12 protein-coding genes and 1 pseudogene are annotated in these 14,737 nt (G+C 51.9%); 1 reads left to right on the forward strand and 12 read right to left on the reverse strand.

What is annotated here, in order from left to right; genetic code table 11:
* Window positions 1-101 precede the first annotated feature (101 nt).
* The 5 genes from CHH75_RS01380 to CHH75_RS01400 all read right to left on the reverse strand — a co-directional run bounded on the left by CHH75_RS01380 (window position 102) and on the right by CHH75_RS01400 (window position 7,118).
* Complete coding sequence (locus tag CHH75_RS01380; RefSeq protein ID WP_095397256.1) at window positions 102-1,385, reverse strand: MFS transporter; 1,284 nt, start codon at window positions 1,383-1,385, stop codon at window positions 102-104.
* Between the two features lie 41 nt (window positions 1,386-1,426).
* Window positions 1,427-3,262 (reverse strand): IucA/IucC family protein, encoded by a 1,836-nt coding sequence (locus CHH75_RS01385; protein WP_095265233.1) that lies wholly within the window; start codon window positions 3,260-3,262, stop codon window positions 1,427-1,429.
* Window positions 3,256-4,626: a diaminobutyrate--2-oxoglutarate transaminase gene (locus CHH75_RS01390; RefSeq protein WP_244908155.1), complete on the reverse strand. Its 1,371-nt coding sequence runs from the start codon at window positions 4,624-4,626 to the stop codon at window positions 3,256-3,258. Before CHH75_RS01390 ends, CHH75_RS01385 begins: the two co-directional genes overlap by 7 nt.
* Window positions 4,627-4,780: 154 nt before the next feature.
* A complete protein-coding gene (locus CHH75_RS01395; RefSeq protein WP_095265234.1) occupies window positions 4,781-5,212 on the reverse strand; it encodes a response regulator transcription factor in 432 nt (143 codons plus the stop codon).
* A 67-nt stretch (window positions 5,213-5,279) separates the two neighbouring features.
* On the reverse strand, window positions 5,280-7,118 hold the full coding sequence (locus CHH75_RS01400; protein ID WP_095397257.1) for a helix-turn-helix domain-containing protein: 1,839 nt from the start codon (window positions 7,116-7,118) through the stop codon (window positions 5,280-5,282).
* Window positions 7,119-7,540: 422 nt separating this feature from the next.
* On the opposite strand from CHH75_RS01400, the gene CHH75_RS01405 reads away from it, so the two are divergent.
* Window positions 7,541-8,182, forward strand: a complete 642-nt coding sequence (locus CHH75_RS01405; RefSeq protein WP_244908156.1) for an N-acetylmuramoyl-L-alanine amidase family protein — start codon at window positions 7,541-7,543, stop codon at window positions 8,180-8,182.
* Window positions 8,183-8,581: 399 nt separating this feature from the next.
* Here the strand turns inward: CHH75_RS01405 and CHH75_RS01410 are convergent, their stop codons facing one another.
* The 7 genes and pseudogenes from CHH75_RS01410 to CHH75_RS01435 all read right to left on the reverse strand — a co-directional run bounded on the left by CHH75_RS01410 (window position 8,582) and on the right by CHH75_RS01435 (window position 14,633).
* On the reverse strand, window positions 8,582-9,052 hold the full coding sequence (locus CHH75_RS01410; RefSeq protein ID WP_095397259.1) for an SMI1/KNR4 family protein: 471 nt from the start codon (window positions 9,050-9,052) through the stop codon (window positions 8,582-8,584).
* Between the two features lie 18 nt (window positions 9,053-9,070).
* Window positions 9,071-9,181 (reverse strand): annotated as a pseudogene (locus CHH75_RS25485) (HNH/ENDO VII family nuclease); the annotation flags it as partial.
* 4 nt (window positions 9,182-9,185) lie between these two features.
* Window positions 9,186-9,371 (reverse strand): HNH/ENDO VII family nuclease, encoded by a 186-nt coding sequence (locus tag CHH75_RS25490; RefSeq protein WP_217989066.1) that lies wholly within the window; start codon window positions 9,369-9,371, stop codon window positions 9,186-9,188.
* Window positions 9,372-9,782: 411 nt separating this feature from the next.
* Window positions 9,783-10,118: an Imm32 family immunity protein gene (locus CHH75_RS01420; protein WP_095265247.1), complete on the reverse strand. Its 336-nt coding sequence runs from the start codon at window positions 10,116-10,118 to the stop codon at window positions 9,783-9,785.
* 188 nt (window positions 10,119-10,306) lie between these two features.
* Complete coding sequence (locus CHH75_RS01425; protein ID WP_095397260.1) at window positions 10,307-11,464, reverse strand: AI-2E family transporter; 1,158 nt, start codon at window positions 11,462-11,464, stop codon at window positions 10,307-10,309.
* A gap of 211 nt (window positions 11,465-11,675) precedes the next feature.
* Window positions 11,676-12,320: an SDR family oxidoreductase gene (locus CHH75_RS01430; RefSeq protein ID WP_095265249.1), complete on the reverse strand. Its 645-nt coding sequence runs from the start codon at window positions 12,318-12,320 to the stop codon at window positions 11,676-11,678.
* A gap of 177 nt (window positions 12,321-12,497) precedes the next feature.
* Window positions 12,498-14,633, reverse strand: a complete 2,136-nt coding sequence (locus tag CHH75_RS01435) for an ADP-ribosylglycohydrolase family protein (protein ID WP_095397261.1) — start codon at window positions 14,631-14,633, stop codon at window positions 12,498-12,500.
* Between the last annotated feature and the right edge of the window lie 104 nt (window positions 14,634-14,737).

Raw genomic sequence — 14,737 nt, forward strand, 5'->3', positions numbered from 1 at the left:
ATACTCCTGCCCGACCCGCAATTTGGAATCTGGAGCAGAGCCCAACTGCTGTTGCGAACCGTAATCTGTTCACCCGCTTGTCAGGGTTGTGCTCTCTTTCCTCATCGTTTGCCGACACTGCCAGTCTGCTGCGGCTGTCCCTCCCAGGCTTCCTTATCACTTGACAGGTCGGCGGTTTCCTGACGAGCCCCGTCTGTCTCCGATACATGTGCATCGGTTATTTTCACCCATAGCCAATTGAGCGCCAGCAGCACCGCAGATCCGGCAAAAATGATGCGCAACCCGAACGCTCCCGCAAGCCAGCCCATGCCGATGGAACCGAGCAGACCGCCAGCCATCTGCGCACAATTGAGATAACTGTAAGCACGGCTTTCCATCCCGGCCGGTGCATGCCTGCGCACGAGCGAGTTCAGCGACAGCCCGAGCCCGCTCAGGCTGGCACCGCTACAGAAGCGGAGCGCGATCAGCTGCCATAGCTGCTGTGCGAACGCTTGCGGAATGGCCAGCAGCATCGCGCCCAGCAGAGAAGAAGCCAGCACACGACTTGGGCCGCGGCGATCTCCGAGCTTGCCCAGTTGCGGAGCCGCCATCATGTTGGCCACCCCCGCCGCCGCGGAAGCGATGCCTGCGAGAAGCGCGACATTGCTGCTTCCGGGCGCGAGCAGCTGCACATAGAGCGGAATAAGCGGCAATATTCCGACCGTTGCCGCCCGCTGGAGAAAAGCGGACACAAACACATGCAGCAGCGGACGCCGGGACATCATTTCCCGCAAATCCCCGCGCAGTCCGGAAGTCTGCGCCTGCAACAACGGCTTCTCATATCGCTCATGAACGCCGAACAACACGACGACAGAGGCAGCCAGAATACCGATGCCCATGTACAGAAACACCTCGGCAAAACCAAAGCGGTCCGCCAGCATCCCGCCCAGAAGCGGCCCGCAGATGGTGCCGCCAACCGAGCTGGAGTGCAGCATCCCGAGCGCATAGCCGCTCCTCTCTTTGGGCGCACTTTTGGCTGTCAGCGCGATCGCAGCCGGACCGAATCCGGACAGGGTCCCGTTAAGCAGCCGCAGGAGCAGCAGCTCCACCGGCCCGCTCACGAAGGCCATGAGCGTCATTGTCACCGCCATGCCAAAGCCGGAGCGCAGCAGCATCAGCTTGCGGCCATAACGGTCCGCCAGCCTTCCCCACACCGGCGCCATCACAAAGGCACTGAGCAAATTCGCCCCATAGATGACCGCTGACCACATGGTCACATCGGCATGATCCTGTACGCCAAGCTCCTGCAAGTACAGCGGCAGAAACGGGGCTACACAGCTGATCGAAGCCATCGCCAAAAACTGCCCGATGCAGAGAATATATAAACTCCGTTTCCAACCTTCCATTTCTGCCTGCCTTCCTTCGCATGAAGCAGGATCGGACGGCGTTATCGCCGTCCGTCCCTCATTGGATTTGCAATCATAATATAGAGGGGCGTGTCCCCTTTATTGACCAGACAGCTGCTGAAATTCGCTTTAGCCGGCAGTGTCTGCTCGGTAAGCAGGCCGTCGATATACGGTAGAAGCCTGGCGCTGGCCCGCGCCCTTTCCGCTAGCAGCAGGTGGCGAACGACGTCCCAGCCCTCGCCCTCCGGTCGATTCTGACAGCGTGCCCAAGCATGAATAAGCGAACCAAGATGATTCACGAAATAGTAGTACAGTGTCCGCCGCCAAGCTTCCGCCGCGTTGTAGAGCAGCGGGCTATTCTCAGGAAGCAGTTCCCCGATCCAGCCGGCCGCTTCCGCCACTTGTCGATCCACACTCATCCCTTCCAGATCCCGGGTGTAGAAAGCGCTTGGCCAGCCTCCCTTAAGCGCCAGCAGCGAATTCTGTGCATGCGCTTCAAAGCTGATGCCGTAGCGGTCCCATACCCGCAGCAGCGGCAGCATGGACAGCTGCAAATAACGCTCCAGCCACAGCTGCATGTCCGGCAGTTCCCGTGTGCCACCCGCCTGCGCGCTTTCCGCAATCGCCTGTGCCAGTTTTGGCGCCCTCTCACCCGGCCAACTTTCCACCAGCGAAGCCAGCACAAACGAGGATGAAGGATCCAGCTTGAGCGGCCTGAACATAACGGTAATCGACGGATCAAGTATGGCATCGCCGGGTTCCGCGATGCCCGCATACCCGGTTTCCGGCATCAGCCCTGGCAGCTCCCGCCGCAGATCATCACCGAGACGGGCCGTTAGCTGAGCCGCATGCATTGTGCGAGTCGTCTGCTCGGCGGTATTGACGCGTATCAGGTTTGTTATCCGCACGCCGAGCGGCAGCTTCCAACCGCAGCCGCTCCCCGGTTCCCACACGGTGCGCACCGAGGAGGTCGGGAACACCTTCGGTCCAAGCGGCCCGAGCGGCACCAGTTCGCCTCGCTCCAGCGCACGGCGCAGACGTGGTTGCCCCAGCAGTTGTCTTGCCTGCCACGGATGCATCGGCAAGGGTTCGTACATATCTTCTGCCAGCGTTCCAATCCGTTCCACCAGCGCCTCCCGATAAGGCTCGCAGATCGGCTCCGGAAGCATCGCAGACCGTTCGCCAGGCAGCCATTCCCCATGCAGCGCCGACTTGCTTACCGCGAAATAATACAGGGCAAAGCTTGCGCCCCGTTCGGGACTGTAGCGATCCAGGTCCACTTCGTCCATCCCTTCCACGCTTTTCGGATATGGATGAAACGGATGACCGGCAAACACGCTTTGTTCAGACCTGATGTAATCGAGCTTCCGCACCTCTTTCCCAGCCTTGGCATCCTCCTCCCGCTGAACTAAATGCCCGTGCAAATATCGAACGCTTAACCCAATTCGTCGCAGCACCTCATCCACAGCAAGAAGCCGCTGCCGCCGATGATGAAGCCTTTGGGCCAGTTCAAGCACGAGCCGCTCGGCCAGCTCGTGAAAGGTCAACAACCGCCGAATCTCCCCGGCCTCCAGCATCCATTCATCTGCGTATACATGCTGACCGATAAGCGATGCATATTGAACCGTGCCATGAAGCCGGGCGCCGTCGCCAAGCATAAGCGTAACCGAAACCGCAGCCCCTTTCTCGGCCGCTTCAGCCAGCCTTTGCAGATGCTCTATGGCATCAACGTTTTCCCTCAGAAAAGCATTTAGCAGAGACCTGGCAGCCATCTGCTGCGCCAGCCTTTCCGTCTCCTCCCGTATCATCAGTCCTGTCTTGATATCTGTATCAGGATCAGCTTCCTTGAGTGGAAGCGCATGTTTGTCTGTCAGCATGACTGCGCCTCTCGAGCAGCACGCACCGATTCTCCGAAGCGGAATACGATATCGTCCAGCTCCTGCTCCGTCACAATCAGCGGCGGCAGGAAACGCATAACCGCCGCATGCCGTCCCCCCACCTCCAGGATCAAGCCGCGCCGCAAGCATTCCTGCTGGATTCGGGCCGCCAGTGCCGGAGCAGCCGGATAATGACCGAGACGATCAGGCTCACGATGCTCGTCCACAATTTCAACGCCGATCATAAGCCCGAGTCCGCGCACATCGCCGATGCAGATCTCATGTTCAGCCAGCATCCACAGCTGCTCCTTTAGCCGATCACCGAGCAGCCGCGCCCGTTCGGGAAGGTCCTGCTCCTTGATGTAGCGCAGCGCAGCCAGACCTGCAGCCATCGCCAGCTGATTGCCGCGGAAGGTGCCGATATGCGCCCCGGGCTTCCATACATCGTAGCGTTCGTGGTATACAACGACCGACAGCGGCAAGCTGCCGCCGATCGCCTTCGACAACACGATTGCATCCGGCTCAATCCCGGCGTGCTCATAAGCAAACAGCTTGCCGGTACGCCCAAGTCCCGTCTGCACTTCGTCCACGATGAGCGGAATATCCCGCTCTCTCGTTATTCGCCGCAGCTCCTTCAGCCATGCGGATGGTGCAGGTATGGAGCCTCCCTCCCCCTGTACGGGTTCAACGATCATCGCGGCAGGAGGCACGATCCCGCTTTCAGGGTCATGCAGCACATTTTCGATGTAGCGGAGGCTGAGCTCTTGCGTCTCGCTGCCACCCACGCCGAACGGACAGCGATAAGCGTATGGGTACGGCAGGAAGTGCACATCCGGCATCAGTCCGGCTATCCGCTCCTTTTGACCGAGTGTTCCGCTTAGACTCATCGCAGCATGCGTCGACCCGTGATAGCCGCCGTGGAAGGACAGGACACTTCGTCTGCCGGTCGCCGTTTTCATCAGCTTGATTGCAGCCTCGACAGCATCCCCGCCGGTCGGTCCGCAGAACTGAATCCGTGCCCGGCTCGCCAGAGACGATGGCAAGCTGGCGAACAGCTCGTCCACGAACGCTTCCTTGAGCGGTGTCGTCAAATCCAGCGTATGAAGCGGAGCTTTCGAATCAAATAGTTCTCTCATCGCTCCGATCACGACGGGATGATTATGTCCAAGCGCCAGTGTTCCGGCACCAGCCAAACAATCATAGTACACCTTGCCGTCCAAATCCCGGACGTAAATCCCCTCTGCTTCCGAGATGACTATAGGCAGACGGCGGGGATAGGAGCGGGCCGAAGATTCGCGCTCCTGCTGGCTTTGCAAATAGCGGCTGTTATTGCTCATTTCTGCCGCCACACTTGAGCGATACATGACGGGACACTCCTTTGCAAAATAGTTTGATTGCATACCTTATCAATAATGATAATCATTATCAATAAGATGACTAAATCATACCATGTCCCTGTCAGCCGGAATATTATCCGGTTGAATAATCCGAGTACTCCATATGGATAATAATGTTTATTCATTCATTTTTAGTGTCATCTCCCAACTTCTTCGCCAGAAGAAACACAAATTCGTCCCCTGCCTCCTCAAGGCAGAGTGCTTTTTTGATATTTTGAATATGTTTTTTGACCGTGTTGATGCTGATATATAATTCCTCGGCAATCTTCCTGATGCTGTAATGACGGCACAACAGCACGGCAATCTCCAATTGTCTCGCGCTTAAATTCGCTAGATTATCCCGTGCCGCGAGCTCCAAACCGACTGAATCGGAGGATGCCGAATCCCCATCCGAATCCGCCACCACATACTCCATCGTCACTTGTACGGAATCCCGGATATTCATGTGCACGACCCGGTTCATAATCATGCTGTGCAGTTCAGCCAGCTCCTGGCGCTCCCGCTCATGGTCTGAGCTGGAAGCGACCGTAAGAAGCAGCTTTGTAACAGGCATAAGCGCATCACCGCCCAGACTGGAATGGATTTTTCATTCATGCATGGTCTATGAAGAAACTTGCAGTTTATTGCAGCAGCGCCTCCGCAATTTCCTCCACTACTCTGCTCATCGCAATCGGACCGTAGTATCCGATCCACAGCGCCGTATCAAAATGGCGGACCTTGCCGCTATGCACAGCATCCACGTCATTCCATAATGGGTTCATCTCGTATTGCCGGGTCTGTTCACGGTTCGTATTATCTGTCAACACAAACAGCCGGTCCGCTCGCAGCTCTGAAAGTGCTTCAAGCGGGATCATGGAGCTGGTGCCCGTGTGATTGGCGGCAAGCCGCGGGGCGGACAGACCGAGCTCGCTATACAGAAGCCTTGCGGTACGGTGCCTGCCGGTATGTAGACGAATGCTGCCGTCACGAGGACGGATTAACGCAACGGTAGGTGTGCTTCCACCATCTTCAAGCCGTCTCCGCAGCCGACTCAGCTGTGCATTATACGCATCAATGATTTGCAGCGCCTTCCATTTCAATCCAAGCAGCTCGCCAAGCCGAAGCAGTGACAGCCGCCAATCCTCGTTGCGATCCAGCATCATCGCCGGCGCGATCCCGGAAATCTCGGTGTAGCAATGCTCCTGAAATGAGGTGCATAGGACCAGATCCGGTTCCAATGCCGCCAATCTGCGCAGATCCGGCTGCTCCTTCGTCCCGAGCCTCGCCATTCTTCCTAATGACAACGCCAGGTTCGCCGGCAAGCCACCCGTCTCCACCGTACATACGACACTGCCCACGGGCTCAACGCCAAGCGCAAGCAGCTGGTCTGCATACTGGTTGTCCAGCACCGCAATTCTTCTTGGCCTGCGGGCAAGCTCCAGCGTGCCTCGCAAATGCGGTACACGCAGATGCCCATCGATTTCTACAAGTCCTCCGGTACAGAGCAGAGTTAGCGATAGCAAGGCGCGGAACGCCTGGGTAGCGTTCTCCCTCTGATCATACCGACCCTCGCCTGCCGAAACAATGTCCGAATGCGACGGACTTGTGGGAGAAATCCGACAATCCTCGGGAAGAGACGGACGGTGCTGATTACGGGATTGCCTGTAGCTTCTGGGCGAGATACCGGTGTATTTTTTAAACAAACGGCTGAAATAGTAGCTGTCCGGATAACCGACCTCCTCGGCAATTTGGGAGATTGTCCGTTCACTGTGCTCCAATAGCTGCTTCGCTTTAGCAATCCGAATGCTGATCAGATGTTCTAGCGGGCTATGGCCAAATCGAGCCTTGAAGCCCCGCTGCAGCTGGCGTGTATTTGTTCCGAGATCCTCGGCGAGCGACGCAAGCGTCCACGGTTTGCTGTAATTGGCCTCCATGTGACGAACAGCAGCGTCAATGGCATCCTCATCTCTCCTCCCTGCTTCCGCCTGTCCCTCCATCTCCTTCAACAGCAAATGGATGAAAGCATATACTTGCTGCTTGACCTTCAGCCGCAGCAGCGGATGTGCTTGCTTCCACAGGTTTTCCATCTCACAGGCCATGCTTCGGCACGCAATTCCCGCTTCCGCCGGAGCTGTGTAACTGGCCCGAAACTGCTCTACTGCACGCTGCGGATCATCCATCTCGCCCGGCACAGGATGAGGAAGCTGCGCTTTGTACATGATCATAATATACTCGTACCCTGCCGGCGTACTCTGAATATGAAGATGTTCACCTTTCGCGATATGAGCTACCGGTGCCTGCTGCGAGCTGTAATCGATCTTCGATGCCTTGATTCGGGCCGCACCTCCTGTCGTCACCAGAAACAACGATGTTGGAGCCCTGTATTCCAGCTGATCTTCCGGCTTCACATGTCCCGGGCGGATATCTACAACATCAAAGGAAGCGTATGTCCACAGCAACATGAGATCCCGTACCGACATCGTTTTTCCAACCTCCCCATACCGATTTGTCTGCTATGCTAGCCCCATTATAAATTCATTGAGAATCATTATCAACTAATTGTAAGCGGTCCCTCCCGGGATCACGGTTCATGCTGCAGATAATCGTCCATGCTACAACCACTTGCTCTGAAGATTACCCGTTGAATCTTCGCTCCCTGATGATCAAAATTCTCTTTGGCTACAAAAATTGTATATGCCGAACATGTCCTTATATAAAAATAGTCTATCTCTCGCAATAACTTCCTTCATTTTCACTTGCCATTGATCTCGTCTGCATATGATCTTGATGTCCGCCATGTAACATTCCCTGTGAACGAAAGGAAGGGAAATGAAACATGACAAACAAAAGACAAGGCTTCTCGAAAAGAGTCCCTCGGAGAAAACGGTTCGAAAGATTATGTGTGTCACTTATACTGCTTATCGTTACGATTGTAGGAATTAGGATCGCATCAACCAGCGGGGCCTCCGTTGTTGAAATCCCCCCACTGCTGTCAGAATCCGGTCCATCGACATTCCGGATCGTGATCGACCCCGGACATGGCGGCAAAGACCCGGGAGCGACGGGAAGCAGCGGTGCCTTTGAGAAGGAGTACAATCTGGCGATGGCACAGCGGGTGTACCAGCTGCTTGAGCAGGATCCCATGTTCGAAGTTAAAATGACCCGCGAAGACGATCAATTCGTTGAGTTAGAAGAGCGAGCTGCCATCGCTAATGAGTGGAATGCGGATGCGCTGGTTTCCATCCACGGCAACACGTACGAGGACCCCGCGGTTTCCGGGACGGAAACCTTGTACTACCATAATGAAAGCATACCGCTAGCTAGAACGCTCCAGAAGGAGATTATCGCAGCGCTCGGCCTTCGGGATCGCGGCATCAAACAGCAACAGCTCGTGATTCTGTCCAGGTCGGAGGTTCCGGCGGTCATCGTAGAGATGGGATACCTCACCAATCCGGGCGAGGAAGAACTGCTATTAAGCAGCGATGGACAGGCTCTTGGAGCCACTGCCATTTATGAAGGGTTAAAGAACTATTTTAGCCATTAAACTCCTTGCTATCATCCATATAGGTGAAATTATGGTGTTATGTTCCTGTGTGATCGATACAAATCAGAATGAGAGGTGTCATAACCCTATGATTCAAATACGTCAAGGGCTCAGGTGCTTCAAGTATTTTATAAGCAGGGAGAAAACGAAGATTAACTTTTTTTCCGTCAAAATGGTGGTAACTGATGGTTTTGTGATTACTTTTAAGAGGTAGAATATATTAATTAGGTTATCCGTTTTATAGGTTTTGTACGTACTAATATAGTTCGTACAACATAATAAAAGACTTGCAAGGGTTACTCATATTCTCTGAATAAAAAGTGAACTATTCGTCACTGGATAGCCCCCCAATAAAAAAGAAACCTTGAAAGGCATATAGCCAATCAAGGTTTTTCAAATCTATACTTCTAGCTTAACTAAGTCTAATAAAAAATCACCAAAGTCATTAGCTATTATTTCATATGTTTGACTCTCTAAGTCAACTCCAGGTACAAAAGATACTACTTTTGGTTCACCATTATCATCAAGTTGATTATAGTCTAAACAAAATATTTCGTCACTCCCTGTATCATATATAACTAGTAGATTATTAGGTAGATTAATTTCTCTTCGTTCTGTTAAAGTGTACCATATAGCGTCTGGAACTGATGAATTTTCAAAATCAGCATTAATAATTCCGTATATTTCTTGTGCTTCGAAATTACCTGCTCCAAACGTCTTTAAATAATCAAGATATAAACCAGTAAACTTTAACCCTAATTTTTCTTCAGCCAAACTAATTAATTCATCTGTATGACCACCCACAAAGTCTGCAATCTCTTCTTCACTCAAAATAATTTCCTTTGCTTTTTGATAATTTTCTACACTCATTTCCATCCCCCTTTAACATTAAAAGTCATTGACTCTATTTTTCCAGTAATCAGTTCGCCATTTATTAAATTCAGACCTATTTATACCTGAAGGTATAGTATTAGGATTGATGTGAATTACAGAACTGTTATCTTTATGAAACGTTCTGTGTAACCTCTGCTATCGAACTTTCATTTCTTTGTGTCATGTGATGAAGGTTTATAGACTTTCCATCTGGACCAAGTGGGGCTAATCCCTTCTGCATCCTTTCAAGGTTAGATCTACCTCGTGCGTCTTTCATATGTGGATTTATAATATCATCTCTTTGGTAAACTTTCATGTTTTTAAATTGGGTGGTTTTATTTCAGTATTGATAACTATTTCCTGTACCCTCAGTGGGCCAGCCTTACTCGAAGAACGCTTCATTCGCCCGCCGCCAGGACCTCGTGTGACGAATGCTCCTCCGTTGCTGCCGCCTCCCAGGCTACCTCTGGTTAGGCCTCTTCCGAGTCCGCCTCCGCCGCCGCTGCAGTTGTGGGGTCCATAATTTCAGTTCGCTGACAAAATACGTGTAATAATCCCTACACGAAATTATACATTCTAATCGTCTCTTGTTTCACTTCGATCGGCTTGATATCGCAACTTGAATGTGATACGTCTCTCTTTCCCTATCCGTCTTCATTTAAAGTAAAGAACCTTGAAAGGCATGTAGCCAATCAAGGTTTAGTGATTTGTGTAAATTTAAAATCCCCTATTCTTTAAAATAATCATCAATAACTTTTTCGTCACTACAGCCCACAATTAATTCACAACTATCCGGTGTCAGAAAAACCCCTAATGTTTGAACCATCATTTCTTTGCTTGCTGGCTCTATATGATAATGCTTTCCTTCTTTATAATTATGAGCCAACCTTATCAATTCAGTTCCTAAACCTATTAGTGCATTTTTGCTCAGAAATAAGGATACTTTTGATGACTTTGTTATTTCGTTTCCATTGCTATCAAAAACCTGTAACACACCAACATTATCTGCCAATCTTTCAAAGTCATCACTTTCATCGTTTTCTATATCAATCAAATATTTCATAACATTTATCCTCCTTTCTAAAATCTATCAATGATTTTTCCACTCTCGCAACTACCTTTCGCACGCATTAATTCCATACTCCCTCCATCTCTCGACAAATTTCTCCAGCAAAAAAATAGTTGGATATGCCTATTAACTACATAAAAACTCCCGCCCTCAGCAAATTGCCGACAGACGGGAGTTTTCGCTCATACTTTCTCATGATGCTCCACCGGCGACTCATACAGCCCCGAGGTGTTTTTGAACCACTGGAAAATGTGCGTAGCGCACACCTTCAGCATCGCGTAACCAGGAACGGCCAGCAGGACGCCGACTACCCCGAACAGATTGCCGGATGTCAGAATCACAAAAATAATTGTGATTGGATGAATTTTGAGGGTCTTGCCCATAATTTGCGGCGAGATCAGCTTGCCTTCAATAAGCTGAACAATCGTCCATACCGCCACCATCTTCAGCAGCATGATCGGCGAGGTTACAAGCGCAACGATAAGAGCCGGCGTAATCGCAATCGCGGGACCCAGATATGGCACCACATTGGTGAATGACGCAATAATGGCCAGTATTAGCGCGTAATCCAGCCCGATGATCATGTAACCGATGTACAGCAGGATACCGATACAGAAGCTGACAATAATCTGGCCGCGGATGAACGAGCTGATCTGATGGTTCATGTCCTGAAGCACATGCAGAGCACCCGTGCGGCTCCGGGTCGGCAGGAAAGAGAGCAGCTTCTCAGGCAGCTTCTTGCCATCCTTCAGCATATAGAAGAGCACGAACGGAACCGTAATAATCGACAGCACAACTTCCGTGAACGCGCCCAGGAATCCGCCAACCTTGGACCAGGTCGTGTTCAGAATATCTGTTGCTTGCTGGGTAACGGTCCCCCACCATTCCTCCGAATTCAAGTTAATCGTCGACTGAATTTGATTGTACAGTTCGGTTCCGGTCAGATTCTCAAACTGCTGTCTCAGATTTTCACTGTAAACCGGAAAGTTGATGATCAAACTCATAATCTGATTACGAACCACCGGAATGACCGCGAGCACAACCACCGTCAGAATACCGGCGATCGCCAAATATAGAATCAGGATCGACCAGCCCCGCTTGATCCTCCATTTTTCCATCACATTCACGAGTGGATTAAGCAGATAGAACAGAATACCGGATAGGATAATCGGCAATATAATTGTTTTGATCAGTACAGTAACAGGGTGCCAGACGAACGAAATTTTGCTGAGCACCAATATGTTGATTCCTACCAACAACAACACGAACAAGAGCAGCACAAACTTGTTATTTAGAAAAAATCGCTTAAAGCGATCTGGCCAAATTCGGGTTGGCTCCATGGATGTCCTCCCTTACTAGTCTGATATGTATCGCAAATGACTCTATCTCTATACTATAATGTTTGAAAAATGCCTGTGTCCAGTTGCGTCACGAATCTGCCAATCGTACCGCCACACAGCAACATAAAAAACAGCTGCCGGATCATCGGCAGCCGCACTCGTTCTTCCCGTTATCCTTACTCGCTTTGGAGAGGTTCGCCCCCCTGTCCCCCTACACCAACTTCAGCGCCTGTTCAATCGGCGTGTCCCCGCTGATCAGGTCAAAAGCCTTTCCCATCGTAGACGGATCGGCAAGCGCAGCGAGGATCGTGGAAGCCACATCTTCACGCGGGATGTTCCCGCGCTCTACATCTGCTGCAGCCTTCACTTTTCCGGTTCCCGGTTCGTTCGTTAGTCCGCCTGGTCGGATAATGGTGTAATCCAGCCCGCTTCTCATAAGCCACATGTCTGCGTAATACTTGGCTGCACTGTAGTGCGGCGCGCTTGCCATCCACTTCTCCCGATGATGAACACCGATTGCGCTAACCATCACAAACCGCTGAATTCCAGCCTGCTTGGCAGCTTCCATCGATTTGATAGCCCCATCCAAGTCGATCAGCATCGTTTTATCGGCACCGGTATGTCCGCCCGAACCCGCAGTAAATACAATAGCATCCGCACCTTGAGCCGCGCTGGCGATATGATCTATGCTTCCTTCAAGGTCAACCAGGGCAGTCTGAACGCCCTGTTGTTCATACTTCGCCTTCTGCTCTTCCTTTCGCACCATCGCAATCGGGTTCAGCTCGGCCGACTGCTGCATTTGGCGGACGAGATGCTGTCCAATCTGTCCGTTCGCTCCAATAATCAATACGTTCATGTGGTCGCTCCTCACTTTCGGCAATGTGGATATCCTTTATCTTTAGCTATTATTATATAAAAAACATCCCGCAGGCCCAATCAGGTGCAGCCAGCACCCTCATGCCTGACGGGATAGGTGATGTTCGGCGCATCCATGCCCGGCTGTCGCCTGGATCAAGGGTGCAGGCCGATGCGATTACAATGGGGAAACCGCATATCGCTTGTAGAGCGTCCGGCTTCCGTTTCTATTGGCAAAACCGATCTGGCCATGCAGATAAGGAGCATCCTGATCCGTATACGCCAGCAGCTGTGTTCCGTCCACACTAACCGTCAAGCGGTTATGTTCCGCACTTATCTCCACCCGATAGTCTTTACCCGGCTCCCATGCGAAATCGGCCGTGGCCACAGCCCGATAACCATGATCATTTTTGTACAACACGAGTTGGTTGTCCTTCGCCAGGCCGGCTGCATAAGACCGAATGCCGCCCTGCACCCGCACCTGAATCAGATGCTCCTCACCGACCACCGGCGTTAACACCGCTTCGTATTTGTAATCCTTCCACGCATAATCACCGGTATAACACTCGGCAGGCAGTTGCGAGCCGCTGCCGCTAAGAGCTCCGTTGTCCAGTGTCCAATGACCTCGCAGATAGGTGCACTGACGGACCTCAACGTGAATCGGATTCCACATTTCCAGACGCTCCTGGCTGAAATCAATCGAGTAATGCGGAGAACCACTATAATCCATATCGTCCACATAAGCGATCAGGCTTTCTTGCCAGTCGGCTAACGGGATCCATTCAATTCCGGCCTGTTCAATGCAGGCGTTATCCAGCACCGGAATATCCATCGTCAGATGAATCCACTCCCCTGCTGGAACGTATACACTCTCCCCGTAATATAGCTTGTCCTGATTGCCATCCTTCACGAACATTGTTGCTTTCAGACCCGGACCGGTATCTGGCAGTTTCACGCGCGCTTCCACCTTCTGGCCCGGATATAGCAGTGGGGAGAAGGCCGGATCATAGCGGCTGTCATTGAAATCGGACGGACCGTAATACGTTTGGTGATATACCCGGTAGCCGTAGCCCCCTCTCACTCTGTCGAACATTACTTTTAACGAGCGCTCTCCGGAATAAGCCTCTGCCTCACTATTCTCAACCCGAGCCGTAACATTGCGGGAAGGATCATCGTGATCCGTACGGAACGCATGCGTTGAACCTGGATATTCAAAATGGAATCTCGGCGAGCTGCCATTCAGCACAGCTTCCCATTGGTCCGGAGGCTGCACCCCGGCGATCTTATAGCCGAAGCGAGCGATATACGAAGCGCACCATGGCAGATCCAGGATGTTCAGCGAGCCGATAACGCTTGAGCAGCATAGAAAATCATTGATCGGCGTCCGCCACGAAGCATCGATCCCTTGCAGACCATTCAGAACGCCGAGAATTGTGCCCACATTCGCCACATTGCAATCCGTATCCCAGCCGCACATATTGCATATGTTGATTGACTTGGAGAAGTCACCTTCTCCGTATAGCAGTGACAGGATGATCACCGCCGCATTCGGTATGATATGGCAATTGCCCGGGTACAGATGGTAGCCATAATGCGCTTTCACATAAGCATACGCATCACGCCACGATTCCGGCTGCCTGCTGTGATACTCAATCACGTCCAGCGCCATCCGGTGGAATTCAGAATTGTGCGGAATGACCCCCAGCCCGGCCTCGATAATATCCGCCATATCTTTCTTGACAAAAGCCGCCGCAATGCAAGCAGCAACGAACATCCCCCCGTATTTGCCATTCCCGTCATGGGATACACTCGCGGCTTTCGCTGCGTACTCAGCGGCAAGCTTCGGGTTGCCTGGCGCAATCAGGCCCCAGGTGTCAATGAAGATCTGGCCTCCAATCTGCTCGGCAACCGCCGCGCCATTCTGCTCGATAGATCCTGATCTCGGAGCCATAATGCCATGCTTCAGATTCTCGTATGCGGTATGCTCTGTCGATATCCCATAACCTCCCCACCAGAAAAATGCATGGCCGTCCGGCGCATAATTCAGCCAGGTCAGCCCGATCTGCTCCGCCGTCAGCTGATCTGTATGGGTATAATCCTCCAGTGCCCGGAGAAAGAACATTGGACCGTTTGTATCATCATCCGCTGCAAAGTTTTTGAACTCATGCAGGTAGGTGGTTATTTCTCCGTAAGCCTTTTCAATTTGTTCATACGTCCATTGCTCGATGTTCCCTCCGTGACGAACCCCAATCACTTTGCCAAGCCATCCGGCATACACCCGCTCTACATAATCTTCCGGAATCGTAAATGTCATCGCTGTCACTCCTGTCTATGAATTGCCACACTCAAGATGTCCGGCAAGTTTCACCGTACTTATAAAATACAGCAGCGGGGCCGCAGATTCAAACCAGCATTCCA

The organism is Paenibacillus sp. 7541, assembly GCF_002276395.1.
GTDB lineage: Bacteria > Bacillota > Bacilli > Paenibacillales > Paenibacillaceae > Paenibacillus_AQ > Paenibacillus_AQ campinasensis.

What these genes read in the sequence shown, in the direction of transcription:
- CHH75_RS01410 (WP_095397259.1), bottom strand. Translation starts at nt 9,052, where the DNA reads ATGAGTGTAGAAAATTATCAAAAAGCAAAGGAAATTATTTTGAGTGAA.
- CHH75_RS25490 (WP_217989066.1), bottom strand. Translation starts at nt 9,371, where the DNA reads ATGAAAGTTTACCAAAGAGATGATATTATAAATCCACATATGAAAGAC.
- CHH75_RS01400 (WP_095397257.1), bottom strand. Translation starts at nt 7,118, where the DNA reads ATGTCGGTACGGGATCTCATGTTGCTGTGGACATACGCTTCCTTTGAT.
- CHH75_RS01395 (WP_095265234.1), bottom strand. Translation starts at nt 5,212, where the DNA reads ATGCCTGTTACAAAGCTGCTTCTTACGGTCGCTTCCAGCTCAGACCAT.
- CHH75_RS01425 (WP_095397260.1), bottom strand. Translation starts at nt 11,464, where the DNA reads ATGGAGCCAACCCGAATTTGGCCAGATCGCTTTAAGCGATTTTTTCTA.
- CHH75_RS01420 (WP_095265247.1), bottom strand. Translation starts at nt 10,118, where the DNA reads ATGAAATATTTGATTGATATAGAAAACGATGAAAGTGATGACTTTGAA.
- CHH75_RS01430 (WP_095265249.1), bottom strand. Translation starts at nt 12,320, where the DNA reads ATGAACGTATTGATTATTGGAGCGAACGGACAGATTGGACAGCATCTC.
- CHH75_RS01390 (WP_244908155.1), bottom strand. Translation starts at nt 4,626, where the DNA reads ATGTATCGCTCAAGTGTGGCGGCAGAAATGAGCAATAACAGCCGCTAT.
- CHH75_RS01435 (WP_095397261.1), bottom strand. Translation starts at nt 14,633, where the DNA reads ATGACATTTACGATTCCGGAAGATTATGTAGAGCGGGTGTATGCCGGA.
- CHH75_RS01380 (WP_095397256.1), bottom strand. Translation starts at nt 1,385, where the DNA reads ATGGAAGGTTGGAAACGGAGTTTATATATTCTCTGCATCGGGCAGTTT.
- CHH75_RS01385 (WP_095265233.1), bottom strand. Translation starts at nt 3,262, where the DNA reads ATGCTGACAGACAAACATGCGCTTCCACTCAAGGAAGCTGATCCTGAT.